The sequence below is a fragment of the Chryseobacterium rhizoplanae genome, assembly GCF_900182655.1.
GTDB classification, from domain to species: Bacteria; Bacteroidota; Bacteroidia; order Flavobacteriales; family Weeksellaceae; genus Chryseobacterium; species Chryseobacterium rhizoplanae.
This window is the reverse complement of record NZ_FXTC01000001.1, coordinates 284,340-299,336: the sequence shown is the minus strand read 5'-3', so window position 1 is coordinate 299,336 and position 14,997 is coordinate 284,340. Positions and strand designations below refer to the sequence as shown.

Annotated in this window: 17 protein-coding genes; 10 read left to right on the top strand and 7 right to left on the bottom strand. The window is 33.8% G+C overall.

The features are described from left to right. Positions 1-21 precede the first annotated feature (21 nt). The 8 genes from FN817_RS01345 (at position 22) to FN817_RS01310 (ending at position 5,590) form a co-directional block, all read left to right on the top strand. Entirely contained in the window at positions 22-966 is a 945-nt protein-coding gene (locus FN817_RS01345) for an MBL fold metallo-hydrolase (RefSeq protein WP_142716383.1), read from the top strand. 144 nt (positions 967-1,110) lie between these two features. Further along, positions 1,111-1,440 (top strand): ArsR/SmtB family transcription factor, encoded by a 330-nt coding sequence (locus FN817_RS01340; protein ID WP_142716382.1) that lies wholly within the window; start codon positions 1,111-1,113, stop codon positions 1,438-1,440. Positions 1,441-1,519: 79 nt separating this feature from the next. Further along, on the top strand, positions 1,520-1,993 hold the full coding sequence (locus FN817_RS01335; protein ID WP_142716381.1) for a DUF6428 family protein: 474 nt from the start codon (positions 1,520-1,522) through the stop codon (positions 1,991-1,993). A gap of 11 nt (positions 1,994-2,004) precedes the next feature. Further along, positions 2,005-2,616, top strand: a complete 612-nt coding sequence (locus tag FN817_RS01330; protein ID WP_142716380.1) for an arsenate-mycothiol transferase ArsC — start codon at positions 2,005-2,007, stop codon at positions 2,614-2,616. 2 nt (positions 2,617-2,618) lie between these two features. Beyond that, a complete protein-coding gene (gene arsB, locus FN817_RS01325; protein WP_142716379.1) occupies positions 2,619-3,650 on the top strand; it encodes an ACR3 family arsenite efflux transporter in 1,032 nt (343 codons plus the stop codon). Positions 3,651-3,717: 67 nt separating this feature from the next. Next, positions 3,718-4,293 carry a Crp/Fnr family transcriptional regulator gene (locus tag FN817_RS01320; protein ID WP_142716378.1) on the top strand — a complete coding sequence of 192 codons (576 nt, stop codon included), beginning with the start codon at positions 3,718-3,720 and terminating at the stop codon, positions 4,291-4,293. 115 nt (positions 4,294-4,408) lie between these two features. Next, positions 4,409-5,083: an NADPH-dependent F420 reductase gene (locus tag FN817_RS01315; RefSeq protein WP_142716377.1), complete on the top strand. Its 675-nt coding sequence runs from the start codon at positions 4,409-4,411 to the stop codon at positions 5,081-5,083. 12 nt (positions 5,084-5,095) lie between these two features. Next, complete coding sequence (locus tag FN817_RS01310) at positions 5,096-5,590, top strand: YybH family protein (protein ID WP_142716376.1); 495 nt, start codon at positions 5,096-5,098, stop codon at positions 5,588-5,590. Between the two features lie 62 nt (positions 5,591-5,652). On the opposite strand, the gene FN817_RS01305 is transcribed toward FN817_RS01310, so the two are convergent. Both FN817_RS01305 and FN817_RS01300 read right to left on the bottom strand, forming a co-directional pair. Further along, the gene (locus FN817_RS01305) at positions 5,653-6,312 is read right to left on the bottom strand and encodes a hypothetical protein (RefSeq protein ID WP_142716375.1); all 660 of its coding nucleotides are present in this window, start codon (positions 6,310-6,312) and stop codon (positions 5,653-5,655) included. 38 nt (positions 6,313-6,350) lie between these two features. Further along, positions 6,351-7,118, bottom strand: a complete 768-nt coding sequence (locus tag FN817_RS01300; protein ID WP_142716374.1) for a helix-turn-helix transcriptional regulator — start codon at positions 7,116-7,118, stop codon at positions 6,351-6,353. 315 nt (positions 7,119-7,433) lie between these two features. On the opposite strand from FN817_RS01300, the gene FN817_RS01295 reads away from it, so the two are divergent. Further along, complete coding sequence (locus FN817_RS01295) at positions 7,434-8,456, top strand: serine hydrolase domain-containing protein (RefSeq protein ID WP_142717033.1); 1,023 nt, start codon at positions 7,434-7,436, stop codon at positions 8,454-8,456. A 67-nt stretch (positions 8,457-8,523) separates the two neighbouring features. Here FN817_RS01295 and FN817_RS01290 read toward each other — a convergent pair whose 3' ends face one another. Beyond that, a complete protein-coding gene (locus FN817_RS01290) occupies positions 8,524-8,910 on the bottom strand; it encodes a DUF892 family protein (protein WP_142716373.1) in 387 nt (128 codons plus the stop codon). Positions 8,911-9,104: 194 nt separating this feature from the next. Here FN817_RS01290 and FN817_RS01285 point away from each other — a divergent pair, with 194 nt between their 5' ends. After that, positions 9,105-9,356 (top strand): helix-turn-helix domain-containing protein, encoded by a 252-nt coding sequence (locus tag FN817_RS01285; RefSeq protein ID WP_142716372.1) that lies wholly within the window; start codon positions 9,105-9,107, stop codon positions 9,354-9,356. 67 nt (positions 9,357-9,423) lie between these two features. Here FN817_RS01285 and FN817_RS01280 read toward each other — a convergent pair whose 3' ends face one another. The 4 genes from FN817_RS01280 to FN817_RS23000 are packed head-to-tail and all read right to left on the bottom strand — an operon-like array spanning position 9,424 to position 14,812. Continuing rightward, positions 9,424-10,260 carry a thiopeptide-type bacteriocin biosynthesis protein gene (locus FN817_RS01280; protein WP_228451483.1) on the bottom strand — a complete coding sequence of 279 codons (837 nt, stop codon included), beginning with the start codon at positions 10,258-10,260 and terminating at the stop codon, positions 9,424-9,426. Between the two features lie 16 nt (positions 10,261-10,276). Next, entirely contained in the window at positions 10,277-12,427 is a 2,151-nt protein-coding gene (locus FN817_RS01275; RefSeq protein ID WP_228451433.1) for a lantibiotic dehydratase family protein, read from the bottom strand. A 39-nt stretch (positions 12,428-12,466) separates the two neighbouring features. Further along, on the bottom strand, positions 12,467-14,641 hold the full coding sequence (locus FN817_RS01270) for a prolyl oligopeptidase family serine peptidase (RefSeq protein WP_142716369.1): 2,175 nt from the start codon (positions 14,639-14,641) through the stop codon (positions 12,467-12,469). Positions 14,642-14,644: 3 nt separating this feature from the next. Continuing rightward, positions 14,645-14,812 (bottom strand): hypothetical protein, encoded by a 168-nt coding sequence (locus FN817_RS23000; RefSeq protein ID WP_165790577.1) that lies wholly within the window; start codon positions 14,810-14,812, stop codon positions 14,645-14,647. Positions 14,813-14,997 lie beyond the last annotated feature (185 nt).

Below are 14,997 nucleotides of genomic sequence, written 5' to 3'. Positions count from 1 at the left end.
ATGGTTTCCAGTTTACGTATTATGAAAAAAACAGCAGTTTCTTTATTGGCTCTTCTTCTGAATATTGTTTGCCACGCACAGAATTTTGATGTTATTCCCTTAGGAATCTATGGTGGAGAGCAGGAAGATAATTTATCAGCCTATCTGGTAGGCGCTCCGAAAGACAATGCATTTCTGTGCCTTGATGCAGGTACTGTAAATGCAGGGATACGAAAGGCGATTCAAATGAAAAGTCTTGACGGTTCTGCAGAAACGGTTCTGAAAGATCAGATAAAAGGATATTTCGTATCTCATGGGCATTTGGATCATTTATCAGGGTTGATCATCAACTCTCCGGCAGATTCTAAAAAGGATATTTTCGCTATAGCGCCAGTGATTCAGATTTTGCAAAATCATTATTTTATCACGGATACCTGGATTAATTTTGCCGATCAGGGCCAAAAACCAATTCTTGGAAAATACCATTATAACGAACTTCAGGAAGGAACTGAAATCCCGGCTCCTAAAACTCCGTTTTTTATAACAGGCTATGAACTGAGCCATGTAAACCCATATAAAAGCAGTGCAGCACTGGTAAGAAGAGATGATCATTACCTTCTTTATCTGGGCGATACAGGTGCTGACCGAATAGAAAAGTCTGACCGTCTTGATCATCTTTGGAACACTATCGCTCCACTTGTTAAAAAAAGACAGTTAAATACTATATTAATTGAAGTTTCTTTCCCAAACAGCCAGCCTGAACATCTGCTGTTCGGACACCTTACCCCTAATCTTCTGATTGAAGAACTAAGCAAGCTGAAAGAAAAAACCGGACAAAACAATCTTGAAGGACTCAACATTGTAGTTACACATAGAAAACCAACGGGTGATAATCCGGAACTTATCAAAAAAGAGCTATTGAAAAACAATCCTTTAAAAGTAAATTATATTTTCCCGGAACAAGGTAAAAAGATTAATTTACCATAACAACAGATCAAAAGATGAAGCTTATTTCTGCTTCATCTTTTTTTGTCTCCTATTTCAACTGATTGAATTCTCTTCATAAAAAAACAATGATTTTTTTGTTTCATCAATTTAATATCGTAATATTGCAATATTAAAATTAAAAAAATGGGAGTTACTAAAACAGAAATCTATACCGAAGAGCAGAACAGGTTGGCTTCTCTTCTTAAAGTTTTGGGGCATCCTGCCAGAATAGCTATTTTACAGTATATCATCAACCAAAAGGCATGCATCTGCAACGATCTGGTTGAAGAACTTGGTTTAGCGCAGGCTACCATTTCTCAACATTTAAAAGAACTGAAAAATATTGATCTCATCAAAGGCTCAATTGAAGGAAAATCTGTCTGCTACTGCATTAATGAAAGTATGTGGAAGCAGGTTCAAAGTGAATTCAACCTGTTTTTTAATCAGGATGTCAATATAAAACAATGCTGTTAAAGCATTTTTTTTAACAATAAATCATCGTAATATTGCAATATAACATTAATAAATTTAACATCTGAAATTTTATCTTATTATGAAATTATCCGAAATCAAAGAAATTCTGCTTACCCTTGAAAATGTGGAATTTCAATTAGAAAACGGCTCTTTTGTTCCTGAGCATTTCCATGTGACAGAAATAGGTCAGATAATAAAAAGCTTTATTGATTGTGGGGGTGTAATCCGCAATGAAAAAGCTGTCAACTTCCAGCTGTGGAATGCTGATGACTACGAACATCGGTTGAAGCCCGGTAAATTGCTGCATATTATCCAGCTTTCAGAGGAAAAATTAGGAATAGAAGATTCAGACATTGAGGTTGAGTATCAAAATGAAACAATCGGTAAATATGATCTGGATTTTAATGGTAAAACCTTTGTTTTAAAAAACAAGACTACAGCCTGCCTTGCCCGGGAAGCTTGTGGAATTCCTGACAAACAAAAGAAAAATCTATCTGAACTAACGGGAAATCAATCATCTTGCTGCACACCGGCTTCAGGTTGCTGCTCATAAAACAGAAAATTATGATTCAAAAATTATTAAACACAATCCAATCTTTACATTGGGAAGAAATAACCACGGACCGAAAAAAAGTACTGCAACCACTAATGGATTTTATCCAGCAAAAAGTGACTGAGGGAAAAGAAATCAATCTGAACTTTATCTGTACCCACAATTCACGTCGAAGCCATTTAGCTCAGATATGGGCCCAGGCCGCTGCTTCTTATTTTACAATTCCCGGAGTTCAGTGTTATTCCGGAGGAACGGAAACAACAGCCTTATTCCCTAAGATTGTGGAAACTTTGGATGAACAGGGTTTTATGATTTTCAGCCTGGCAGAGACAAACAATCCTGTGTATGCCGTAAAATATGATGACAATACTATGCCTGTCATTGGCTTTTCCAAAAAATACGATAGCCACTTCAATCCTGTTTCCGGATTTGCTGCAATTATGACATGCTCACAGGCAGATGATGGATGTCCGTTTATTCCTGGAGCTGAGAAAAGAATTCCGATTACGTTTGAAGATCCTAAGCTCTCAGACAATACTCCCGCACAAACCGCCGTATATGCTGAAAGAAGCTTACAGATTGCCACAGAAATGTTTTATGTTTTTTCAAAAATCAGGAAGTAACTATGAGGCCACGATTGAAATTTCTTGATCACTATCTTACTTTATGGATATTTCTGGCGATGGCCACAGGTATTGGTCTGGGACATATTTTCCCTGTCATTCCCGATATGATCAACTCATTATCCGTAGGGACTACAAATATTCCCCTGGCAGCAGGGCTTATTCTGATGATGTATCCACCTCTGGCTAAGGTTGATTACTCTCTTTTACCTTTGGCATTTAAAGATAAAAAAATCATAGGTATTTCTTTATTTCTCAACTGGATCATCGGTCCCGTTCTGATGTTTGGTCTAGCAATCCTCTTTTTAAGGAATGAACCTGATTATATGGCAGGTCTGATTCTTATCGGACTGGCAAGGTGTATCGCGATGGTCATCGTCTGGAATGATCTGGCCAAAGGGAATCGAGAATACGCAGCCTTACTGGTTGCTTTAAACAGTATTTTTCAGATGTTTACTTATAGCTTTATGATCTGGCTGTTTATTACAATACTGCCTCATCAGCTGGGTCTCACCAGTTTTAATGTAAATGTCTCTATGAAAGATACCATAGAAAGTGTACTTATTTACCTGGGGATTCCTTTTTTAGCAGGTTTTCTTACCCGTCATTTATTGATAAAATCAAAAGGTACAGTATGGTACAACACAAAATTTATCCCTCAGATATCTCCCGTTACCTTATTTGCGCTGTTATTTACCATCATATTGATGTTCAGCTTAAAAGGGTCTAAAATAGTGGAGCTACCCATGGATGTGGTAAAAGTGGCAATCCCATTAATCATCTATTTTATTCTCATGTTTTTTGTGAGCTTTATAATAAATAAGGCGTTAAAAATTCCATATGATAAAAATGCTTCTATAGCCTTTACAGCTACAGGAAATAATTTTGAACTGGCCATAGCGGTTGCCATTTCAGTCTTTGGTATTCATTCTCCACAGGCTTTTGTAGGAGTAATTGGCCCTCTTGTAGAAGTCCCTGTACTCATATTACTGGTGAAAGCAGGTTTGCTCATGAAAAAGAAATGGTATCACTAAAGTAAATACATTATCACAGCTATACTGTTCTCATTTTGTATATTTGAATGGTAATAACGTCTATCATTTGGAAAATATCATCAATCATTTTAAAAAGTATCTTCCTCTAAACAATGAAGAAATACAGGCTTTAAAAGACCGTGTAACTGAAAGGAAAATTAAACGCAGACAGTTTCTTTTGCAGGAAGGAGATGTATGCAAATATTTTACCTATGTACAAAGCGGCTGCTTCAAAATGTATGGTGTGGATGATAAAGGTGTAGAACACAATCTTGTTTTTGCAACAGAAGATGACTGGATTTCAGATATTGGCAGTCTTCACAAGGAAATACCTTCAAAACTGTTTATTGAAGCGATTGAGCCATCGGTCGTGTTACAGATTTCCAAAGGGGATTTATGGTTTTTATATACCCATTATCCAAAATTTGACAGAAACTTCCGTGTAATCATTGAAAACAAATATATTGAACTTCAGGACCGTTTATTGCAAACATTTAGTACTACTGCTCTGGACCGGTATGAAAGTTTTATCAGTCAATATCCTCATTTAGCGAAGAGATTACCTAATACACAAATCGCTTCCTATCTGGGTGTAACTGCCGAATTTCTGAGTAAAATAAAGAACGGACGATTTAAAAAATAGCTGTACCCTTAATCTACATTAAGGGTATTTCTTATCCTATCTTATAGGCAGCAAATAAGAGTTCATTGCAACTTTGTGGAGTCAATATTGACAACCAATTTTTTAAAACAAAGTAATGAACACAAAAAATCCAAAAACAAAAATTGCCATTATAGGCTTAGGAAACATTGGCAAAGCTATTGCCGCCAATCTTGTAAAAGGCAGCCATCCGGTTATTGTATCTTCAAGGGAGATTGAAAAGGCGGAAAATTTTGCCAGAGAACTGGGCGATCTTGCCAGTGCGGAAGAAATTTCCAAGGCAATTGATCATGCAGATGTGATTATTCCTGCAATTTATTTTGATAAAATTAAAGAGTTTCTAAAACAATACGCTGAAGAACTGAAAGGAAAAATTATCGTAGATGTCTCGAATCCTATTGCCCCGGATGAAAACGGAGGATTTAAAAAGATTATCGATAAAGATACTTCTGCCGGCCAGACTCTTTTATCTTTAGTTCCAAAAGATGCCAGCTTTATCAAAGCATTTGGAACATTGGGAGCCGCTTCTTTATCCGGATCTGCATTTTCAGAGCCTGAAAGAAAAGTACTTTTTTATGCTTCAGACAGCATCAACAGCAATAAGTATATTGAAGAACTGATTACTGACAGCGGTTTTGAACCTCTGCATATAGGAAGTATCAGTCAGTCTATCCGCATTGAAGTATTCGGTGACCTGCATGAATATGGTGGATTAGGCAAACCGGTAACTCTTGAGGAAGCCAAAAATGCACTTAACCAATCCAAAGAATAACACTTTTGCTTTATGAAAGTAATCATCTCATTAGCAGTACTGCTATTCACTTTAACAGCCTGTCAAAGCGACAAAAATAAGAAACAAGTTAATTCCACAACTCTTAATTCGACAACAATGGAAAATAAAACAGCAAAAACTGAAATAGAAAAATCATTAGGTATTTACTTTGATGCCCTTAACAAGTCAAATGTAGAACAGGCCGTTCACCAATATACATCTGATGGTATTTTTATGCCAACCGGACTGCCAACAGCAGCCGGAACATCAGAACTTACAACGGCCTACGAAAATGTGTTTAAGGCCATCCAGCTTAATGTAACGTTCAGGGTTGAAGAAATTATATTATCAGATAGTATTGCGTTTGTCCGTACACAGTCAAATGGAACACAGCTTATACATGCCAACAATCAGAAAACAGATGAATTAAACAGGGAATTTTTCCTGATGAAAAATGAAAACGGAAGTTGGAAAATTTCGCGGTATATGTTCAATCAGCCCAAATAGCTGATAAAGTCAAAAACCTCAATATAATATGTATATTGAGGTTTTCTACATGTCATCTATGCTTATATTTCATTCATAACAGATTCATTCTTGTCATCTTTTGAATGGGCATATCGGTAAACAAAATACCATGTAATAAGGATCTGGAATAATATAACCGATGGCAGAAGGAAAGGATAACGGACAAAAGGATTCAGTGCATCACCGTGTGCCAGCATAATCGGCAGGTCTATAATATTGAATATAATAATTACCCAGAGCAATGCTTTATTGCCTTTAAAATACCACCAGCAAAATATCCCATAAGCAAACTCAATAATGAAATTCAGAATGGGATAATCCAGAATTCCCAGCCCTAAAACCGGTTTGGCAGAGAATGGCGACAGCTGAATATCTTTCTCATGAAAAATCACATCAATGACAACATGAGACAGGACGCCAATGGCAAATGCCAACGCTAATTTCCTGTTTTTATACCCCCAGTTGATCACACAAAATGAAAGTACCGCAGCAGCAATTCCTGAAAAAACAGAATGTGAATATGGCAGAAAGTCAAGATGTACCCTACCCCCCGAGATTGAAAAGTGTTCCCAACCCAGATAGTTGAAAAATACCCAGAATACTTCTACAAGCTGTACGGAAACCAACAGTGGGAACAATGGAAGTTTGGGATTGTTTTTTTTAATCAACAAAGCTGTTGCAGCATGGTTAATGGCATACATAATATCAGATTTAAATTATATAGGCAAAGATGCTGCACCTATTTTATATAAGCTTGTATGATTCGGCTATTCTGCAACAACAGTGTGGGAGCCTGCCCGAACATCCTCTTGAACGTTCGGTTGAAATGTGGAGTATCTGAAAACCCTGCTTCCAGGGCTGCATCTGTGATATTACAGCCGTCTATGATATACTGTAATGCGGTTAAAAGTCGTGTCCAAAGAATATATTTTCTCACAGGAATGCCAACCTGTTCTGTAAACAAATGAATGAGTCTGCTTGGAGAAAGATAAGCTAAAGCTGATAAACTTTCAATCTTTAATGGTTCATGCCCGGGTTGCTTAAGAACCTCCAGAACTCTGACGATCCTTTCATCCATTCTCTTGTTTCCATCGGTATCCGACAGTTTCTGAAGGAATTGAAGTATTATATTAAAAATAGAGTCAGCAGATGTATTCTCCTCCAGCAAAGGCTTTATACCTATCAATAGTTCATCTATAATGGTTTCCGGTAATATTGTTATTTTTTTCCCGGACAGATAATTTTTCTTAAGTCCGGCACCTATTTTACATTCAGGATCAATATTGATCAGCAGGAATTCATTGTTGTAAGTTCTGCATTCATGAGGTTCATCAGAATTGATGATAACCGCTTTATTTTTAAGAACGGAACCGGATGAAATCACTTCTATTTCGTCCTCAAGGCTTATAGCAATCTGTATAGCATGATGCTCGTGAACAACAGTGTCAATAGCACGCCCAATATAGATAAAGTATCCGGTTGAGAAAAATAATAGTGGTTGTTTCATATAGCCTGGCAGTATACTTTTTGTACTCGAATATGTTTAAATAAAGATAGATGAATAAAGCCTGCCCGGCAAAATATTTCTATGAAAAGATTTATAAATCCAAATTTCAGTTTCAATATTGAGTATTGAATTTATTAAAAACATTATAGTTACATTGGCGCTACTTATCGCAAAACCATGAAAACCTTTCCCCTTTTTATTTTATTATTATCGAATCTGCTTTTATCACAGCAATCAATCAACAGAGAAACTAAAAGCATTACCATAACAAAGACTGACAATGTCAAGAATATAGTTGACAGTGCTTTACATAAAATGATTACAAAGCCACTGATTCATTCTGCTTCGATTGGTGTGGTTTACCATGGAAAGGAATATATAGGACATTATGGTGAATTAGAAGAAGGGAAGAAGAATATTCCAAATAATGAAACAATTTATGAGATCGGTTCATTGAGCAAAACACTTACGGGAATATTGACAGTAAAAGCCGTACAAGATAAGAAACTGCATATTGATGATGACGTACAAAAGTATTTAGCAGAAAGCTATCCAAACTTAAAATTTAAGAATCGTCCTGTTAAAATCAAGGATCTTCTGTCACACACCAGCGGTATTCCCGGCATGCTTCCCCCTGAAGCAAATACGATCCTACAGAACTTCACAGATCATGACACGCCAGCCAAACTCAATACATTATATCGAAATTACAACAAAAAGGATTTTTTAACAGATCTGCATCAGGTGAGAATCGATACGATTTCAGGTTATAAATACTCTTATTCCAGTGCTGGTACTCAGCTTATGGCTGCCATTTTAGAGAAGGTTTACAAAACTGATTTTGAAAAACTTCTGACAGATTATCTATCTGAAAACATGGGAGCAGAACATACTAAGATCACACTTTCCAACCAGGAATTAAAAAGACTTGCCAGTGGTTATCATAGTGACAATCCTGTAATTACATCCCCAATGCCGATATTACCCTGGGGTGCATCCGGCAATATAAAATCTACTTTGCCTGATATGGTAAAATACATACGGTTTTTATTGCAAAAAAACGAGATTATCCAAGAATCATTCCGACCTCTTGTAAAATTTGATCCTGAGTTTAGTATTGGATATTTCTGGAATATTATTACAGACAAAAAATTAGGAACCTATTATTTGCATCATGGTGGTGTACCGCGTTCGCAATGCTATATTTATATCATTCCCAAATATGAACTGGGTATTTTTATTATCACAAATCAAAGTGGAAATAATACCGCTTCAGTAATGGAGGAAGCATTAAACGAAATATTTGATAAGATCATTCAATCTAATCCAAAAAGCTAAAACCGAAAGTCTCTTTTTTTGAAAAACGTAAGACAATGACACTCATAAATTAAAATAAGCCATATACTTATGAAGGTATATGGCTTATAGTTATGAACATTAATAATGCAGCATCGTGTGTCATAGAGCCATCTTCAGTATACTTAATAACCTCCTCACCTTCTTCTATAATTCCTTTGATGGCTTTACATTCCTTCTTTTCAGGTGTTTTGCCAAGGAGTTTAAATACTTTTTCCAATCGGCTTATATGTTTCTTTGTCTGAAGCTGATGATCCTCAAATGCATCTTTCAGCTCTTCGGTAGTGGCTGCTTCCTGCATTTTATCCAAAGCTTTTATAATTGCACCCTCAACATAATAGATATCTTTAAGTGCTAACACAAAAAGTTGATGAAGACTGGAATTTTCTTTAGTACTTTCATTAGCTTTTGGAGTTGCTGCTGAAGTACTTATCATCTTGTTCCTATTGAAAAGTGCCAGCTTTTCTAATACAAGATTCTAAGGAATAGCTTCTATTTTTCGTTGAAGTATCGCAAAGTTACATTTTTTGTAACTTATTTTACAAATATAGGTAATATGTTTCAATATTGGCATATATCCCAATATGCTTTTTTAAGAAATAATGCATTTTGCTAGCAAACTAGGTAAAGATGGATATTAATAAAGATTTACAATTTCTAATAGGCAAAAAAATTTCTGAAATAAGGCTGAAAAATAAACAAAATCAACAAGATATAGAGTTTCTTACCAATATAGATGTGGCTGAAATTAGTAAGTATGAAACAGGAAAAAGAAATTTAACATTAAAGACTCTTACAAAATTTGCCTTAGCTTTAAGAATACATCCCCAAGAGTTATTTAATTTTGACTTTGATATTAAAAAGTATCAAGTTGATGAATAAGTTTTTATGACATAAAAAATTCTTAATATCAATGTTGTAACTAAGACTTCAAAAAGAATTGATTTGATTATTGAAATAATTTCATTTTATAATACCTCAATAAATAATCATAAATTATCATCTCAAACAAGCGCTGATTGGAGATGAAAAGCCTGTTAATATTCATATGGAATATACTACTGAAAAAGCTTTGCAAAGACATTCCTAAAGATTGGTTTTCATTATGGTAGATAATATCTTGTAAAGCCGAATTACTTTCTTCAATATTAGAAATAATAATATTCCGCTCTTCCAAAAATTCTTCTGATTGAGTAAAATCTACATATTTTGGCTTAAACTCCCGATATTTTTTGTCTAATTGTGAGTTAAGTCTTTTATCTGCATTAAATTCTTGTTTAAAAGCAATGTTGAAATCTTTGATCCAATCCAGTTTTTCTTGGACTGAAAGATTGAGCTGAGTCAAAACTTCATCAATATAAAAAAGAGAAACAATGATTTTTTCCTCATCATCGTAATGTAGGTATTGTAAGATGAACTCACTGTTTTTACAAAACAAGGTTTCAGAACCTTCAATGGTGTTTTCCCCATAACGTTCAATTTCCCGGTTATAAGTATCAATCACAATACTCGAAATTTCCCCACTTTCTATATATTGTTGAAATTTATTGTTAATTCTATCAAGTATTTTACTGTAATCATTAGTATTATTCAGCCTAAACCTTACCCTTAAATGCGGCTTCGAATCATAATACCGGATGAAAAACCATTTTGAAATGTAGTTGTTTTTCTGAAAATATTCTATGAAGGGCTGAACTGTTTCTTCTAAAATTAGATCTGCTGTTTTCACCCCGGTATAAATTTTAAGATAAAGCCATTCGCTTCCCGGAGGAAATTTCCTTTTCATCATGATGTATGTGCTTTTATTTTACTTTGTACATTGGAAAGATGAACTCTCGTTTAAAATCATCATTTTCGTTATACAGAAACTCTTCAATGATAATTGATTTTTCACTTTTTACAGTTTGTATAAAAAGTTTTGCCATATCATAATTTTCCAAATTCATAGTTAAAGTATTGTCAAATTTTCTCCATTGAATCCACACAGGAATTTTTCTTTTGTTTCTCCAATTTCTTAGTTTCAGTAAAAAATCCTCTTTGTCTGAATTCAATAAATCTAAAGAAGAAATATCTTTTTCAGTAATTTTCCATCTGGCTTTTGAAAGAATAATATTATCATATTCTACTCTTGGTAAAAATTTATAAATATGTTCTAATCCTCCCCAACTGAAATGAAGCCCCGATCTAATATTTTGGGAATATAAATCAGATAAAAAGTGATAGACAGGAAGAGTATTTGTATAATAATTATGAGCGTTTGTTAAATAAGGAATGATCTTTTTATTTAATTTCTTTGAGCGTAAAACAATTTCATCATTTTTCAAGGAAATATACAAATCCTTTACAGGTATTTGATTTTCGGTAGGCAAAAGAGATTGGGCTAAATAAGGAATTTCATATTGCCTTAAAGTTGGCCTTCTTATTACATTTCCGATTCTTGCTTCCGGCAAATGGATTATTTCTGCTAAAATCTCATCAGAATTAAGCTCTTGCTCTTTTTGGGCAATGATTTTTGTCAGATTCTGAACTTGCGATTTTTCTGAACAAAATCGCCCCAGAAGGTTAGCTGCACTACTTCCGGTACTGCTGCTAAAAACTAATTTTTCCTGATTATTATCCGAAATGAGTTCTGTCATGATGGAAATCGTATCTGGTAAATCATCCCATCTCTGTTCAAAACCTTTAAAATCTTCGTCATATAATTCAATACTGTATTGATTCTCCAATAAAGCTTCCTGCACCTTTTCATTAAGAATCTCATGAACTGAATTAAGCTCAATATTCTTGTTTTGGTTTTTCTGTGGAACCGGAAATATAAGGTCTTCTAAATAAGGATGGATACCTTTTGCGAAAGTATTTTGTTTGTAGCCAATACCTACTTCATTATCCAAAACATACAGCAATGGTAATTCCTGTGTTTCAAATCTTTCGTTAAAAGCTTTTTTAAATTTTGAAAATTCACTTTCCCTTTGACTCAAAGTGATTTTGTTTAAAAAGCTTATTCCTTTTTTTAATTGCTTTTTCCATTCAAAAGACAAATGAAACAAAGCTTTATGATAAAGGTCGGTTTGGAAAAGATATTTTGGTTCATATTCTATAGCAAATGATTTTATTAATTCTTCAATTTCAGTATACCTGGAGATCGGATTACCAGTGTTTTGGTCTAATTCATTCAGCTTATTTTTTATCGAAATTAAAACTTCGGCTTCGTCTTTTATTTCTCTTCTGCCTAAAATAGTAATGATGGTATCCAAGAAATCGTTTCCTGAAACATTAGGTTCTAACTCACTTACCAACACCTGATTATTGATGAGTTCTTCCACAAATTCTACGGCTTCTTCTTCTGTGATTTCTTCATCAATCAAAATTTCTGCAATTTGTCGTATAGTTTTCCCTTGTTTTGAAAAATCTAATATTTGTTGTAATTCGTTTGAAAGTGGCGCAGATGAAATAATATAATCTCTTTTCCCACTATTATATTCATATTCAACGTAACGAATTTTATGACCTACTCTATAAATACTGTTGTTGGGAGAAAATAAAAGCTTCCTTCTTATCTCCGGTTGTTTCACAAAATGTTGAGCTAAGGAAACAAGAAAGTGCATATCCAATTTGGTATCTCTAATTTTTTCTGAAATTGGAATTGTCATCCTGAGCTTGTCGAAGGATCCCAACCCAACTGCTGAAAATAAGCCGAATGGAGTACAGCGTGTACTTATTCGGCTATAATATTTTAGTATGGTTTGTTTTAGTTTTTGATGTTCTTTTGGCAAAAGCTGTTTTTCTGAACTAATCCATTTAGTTAATTCTTCATACAGATTAGGTGAAGCCAAGTAAATGGCTTCCTGAAATATTGAATTGGCACAGATTTCTTTCAGTTCTGCATCCGTAATTTCATCTTTACTATTTATTGTCTGTTGAAAGTTTTTGCAAGAAAATGAAGGAGTACGCATTACATATTCATCAAAAAATTGATACGGAAAACGTGACATTTATTTTTTGGTGTTTTCTTTTGGCTGGTAATCTGGATGTCCTAATTGCCAGAATGCAAAGGCAAAAATGTCTGAAAGGTTTGAATGTCCATGAAGAGTAGTTGTATTGCCGCCATGTCCTCCTTCATAATCTATTTGAAGTAATACAGGATTTTTTGAAGTATTATTCGACTGTAGTTTAGCAGCAAATTTTGTAGGTTCCCAAACCGGAACTCTAGGATCATTTATCCCTCCGGTAATGAATGTTGCAGGATATTTCACTCCTCTTTTGATATGGTAATAAGCATCCATTTCCAGTAAAGCTTTAAACTCTTTAGAATCTTGTAATGTTCCATATTCATCTACATTGCTACCAATAGTAAGCACATCCCTTAATGTATTTGTTGTTGGCACTTCCAGAATTACAGCTTTGAATAAATCAGGTCTTTCTGTCATGGCTCGTCCTACTGTAATTCCTCCCGCACTGGCCCCCCAAATGGCAACTTTATCTTTTGAGGTATATTTTTCATTAATTAAATATTCTGTACAATCAATTAAATCTCTCCAGGTATTTGGTTTTGTTTCTTTATACCCTCCTAAGCGCCATTTTTCTCCTCTTTCTCCTCCTCCTCGCACATGAGCAATAGCCATTACTCCTCCTTGATTTACCCACAATAAATAGGTCAGAGCAAAGAACGGTCTCTGAGAATATCCGTAAGCACCATACGAATCAAATAGAACCGGATTATTACTATTTAAAATAATATTTTTATTGTATATGAGAGATAATGGTATTTCTTCACCGTCCCTTGCTTTTATGGTGATTTCCTTAACTAATATTTCTTTAAACTCAGGATATTCTGCAATAGGAGACATATTTTCAGGAGAAAAAGAATTTATTTTTATATCATATCTAAAGCGCTGCTCTTCATTCGCCCAACCAGAGCAGCTTACCCAAATGTCTGAAAAATCTTTTCCTTTTGCTTGCAAATTGATATTTCCTGAAGGGAAAGGTAGTTTGATAGGAATGCTTTTTCCCTCTTTATACAAGTATAATTTTGCTTCAACTCCGTTTTTTGTAGTTGTGTAATAAATACCATCCTTAGTGAATCTATATTGTCCTATCACTTCATCATTTCTTTCTGGAATAAGAATTTCAGGATTTTTATAATTTGGAGCTATTATATTAGTTTTACAAAGTGTGTAATTTTGAGCGTTATACTGAGATAAAAAATACAAATCATTATCTACTACCTGTAAAGATCTAACTTTATCTTCTTTCGTATAAAGAGTTTTCCACGTTTTTTTATTTTCTAATAAATCTTGTTTAGGAATTATAAATGTTTGTCTGTAATAATTATTGTCAAGTAACATTCCTACGTAATATTTATCATTAGAATCTAAAATAATAGGGGCTCTTTTTTCATCTATTTTTAGCTCAGGATTATTTTTAGCAGAAAAAATATCTGCCAATTCTTTTGGATTTGTCCCTATTTTGTATAAAATAGCTTGTGTGTGTTTATAGAAATTCTGAGATTTGGAATCATCGATTGGAAAATATGTATAGAAAAATCCTGAATTATCATTCAACCACTTAATCCCTCCTACATTTGCGGGCATTGTATTAGTAATTACTTCGGGATGGATGTATCTGTTTTTCACATCCATAATAATAACCTCTGCAAGCTCCTTCCCTTTTTCAGCCATTGCAATAGCTACCTTACTTCCAATTAAGTCAGGGCTAATGTGGTTAATTACAAACTCATGATTCTGTTCATTACTTTTATAATTAGCAGGATCATAAAGTAATTCCTCCTTTCCTAAAAACCCTTCCCGATAATAAAGCTTTGCTGCTTTTTCATTACCATCTTTTTTTAAATAAAAATATTTATCATTATTAGTTATATTTAAATTTGAAACAGAATATCCCTGTCTTTTATCAAACTCCAACCTTTTATCTAAATAAAATTTTCTTTTAGGAATTTGACTAAGAATTAAATTAGTATAATCCGTTTGAGTCTTCATCCATTTCTTTGTTGAAGGGCTCTCTAAATTTTCTAAATTTCTGTACTCATCTACGATTTTAGTCTCAAAATATTCATCTGTTGTAGGAACAGATGGAGCAAGATTTCTTTTTTGAGCATTTAAAGGAAGGGTACACAAAGTACTAATAATGATAAATATTAATTGTCTCATTTTTTATCTTCTTATTGATACAGGATTTTGAGGAATTAAAGTTCCTGGTTCATCATTAGCATTATCTAATTGATTATTTCCTCCGTTAATTGTTTTCATTTCACTAATTTTCATTATTTGCATTTTCTTTAATGATAATTTTTTTTCTGATTTAATTGTCTTTTTTTTCATCGATAATAATATTTAAAAATCAAACGCAAATAAAAGAATATTTTCCAATGTTACAATAAAAATACAATATGGATTTATAAATCCATCATTTCAAAAACAATTTAAAATACTAATTATCAAAAATTTAAATACATTTATTTGAGATTTTTCATGGATTCCTAATTTAATGAATAAAATGTAAATTT

Bases quoted from the DNA above. Each gene is read 5' to 3' on its own strand.
- FN817_RS01310 (WP_142716376.1), top strand. From the start codon at position 5,096: ATGAAAGTAATCATCTCATTAGCAGTACTGCTATTCACTTTAACAGCC.
- FN817_RS01280 (WP_228451483.1), bottom strand. From the start codon at position 10,260: ATGAAAAGGAAATTTCCTCCGGGAAGCGAATGGCTTTATCTTAAAATT.
- FN817_RS01285 (WP_142716372.1), top strand. From the start codon at position 9,105: ATGGATATTAATAAAGATTTACAATTTCTAATAGGCAAAAAAATTTCT.
- FN817_RS01300 (WP_142716374.1), bottom strand. From the start codon at position 7,118: ATGAAACAACCACTATTATTTTTCTCAACCGGATACTTTATCTATATT.
- FN817_RS23000 (WP_165790577.1), bottom strand. From the start codon at position 14,812: ATGAAAAAAAAGACAATTAAATCAGAAAAAAAATTATCATTAAAGAAA.
- FN817_RS01335 (WP_142716381.1), top strand. From the start codon at position 1,520: ATGAAATTATCCGAAATCAAAGAAATTCTGCTTACCCTTGAAAATGTG.
- arsB (WP_142716379.1), top strand. From the start codon at position 2,619: ATGAGGCCACGATTGAAATTTCTTGATCACTATCTTACTTTATGGATA.
- FN817_RS01275 (WP_228451433.1), bottom strand. From the start codon at position 12,427: ATGCGTACTCCTTCATTTTCTTGCAAAAACTTTCAACAGACAATAAAT.
- FN817_RS01340 (WP_142716382.1), top strand. From the start codon at position 1,111: ATGGGAGTTACTAAAACAGAAATCTATACCGAAGAGCAGAACAGGTTG.
- FN817_RS01305 (WP_142716375.1), bottom strand. From the start codon at position 6,312: ATGTATGCCATTAACCATGCTGCAACAGCTTTGTTGATTAAAAAAAAC.
- FN817_RS01295 (WP_142717033.1), top strand. From the start codon at position 7,434: ATGATTACAAAGCCACTGATTCATTCTGCTTCGATTGGTGTGGTTTAC.
- FN817_RS01330 (WP_142716380.1), top strand. From the start codon at position 2,005: ATGATTCAAAAATTATTAAACACAATCCAATCTTTACATTGGGAAGAA.
- FN817_RS01290 (WP_142716373.1), bottom strand. From the start codon at position 8,910: ATGATAAGTACTTCAGCAGCAACTCCAAAAGCTAATGAAAGTACTAAA.
- FN817_RS01345 (WP_142716383.1), top strand. From the start codon at position 22: ATGAAAAAAACAGCAGTTTCTTTATTGGCTCTTCTTCTGAATATTGTT.
- FN817_RS01270 (WP_142716369.1), bottom strand. From the start codon at position 14,641: ATGAGACAATTAATATTTATCATTATTAGTACTTTGTGTACCCTTCCT.
- FN817_RS01315 (WP_142716377.1), top strand. From the start codon at position 4,409: ATGAACACAAAAAATCCAAAAACAAAAATTGCCATTATAGGCTTAGGA.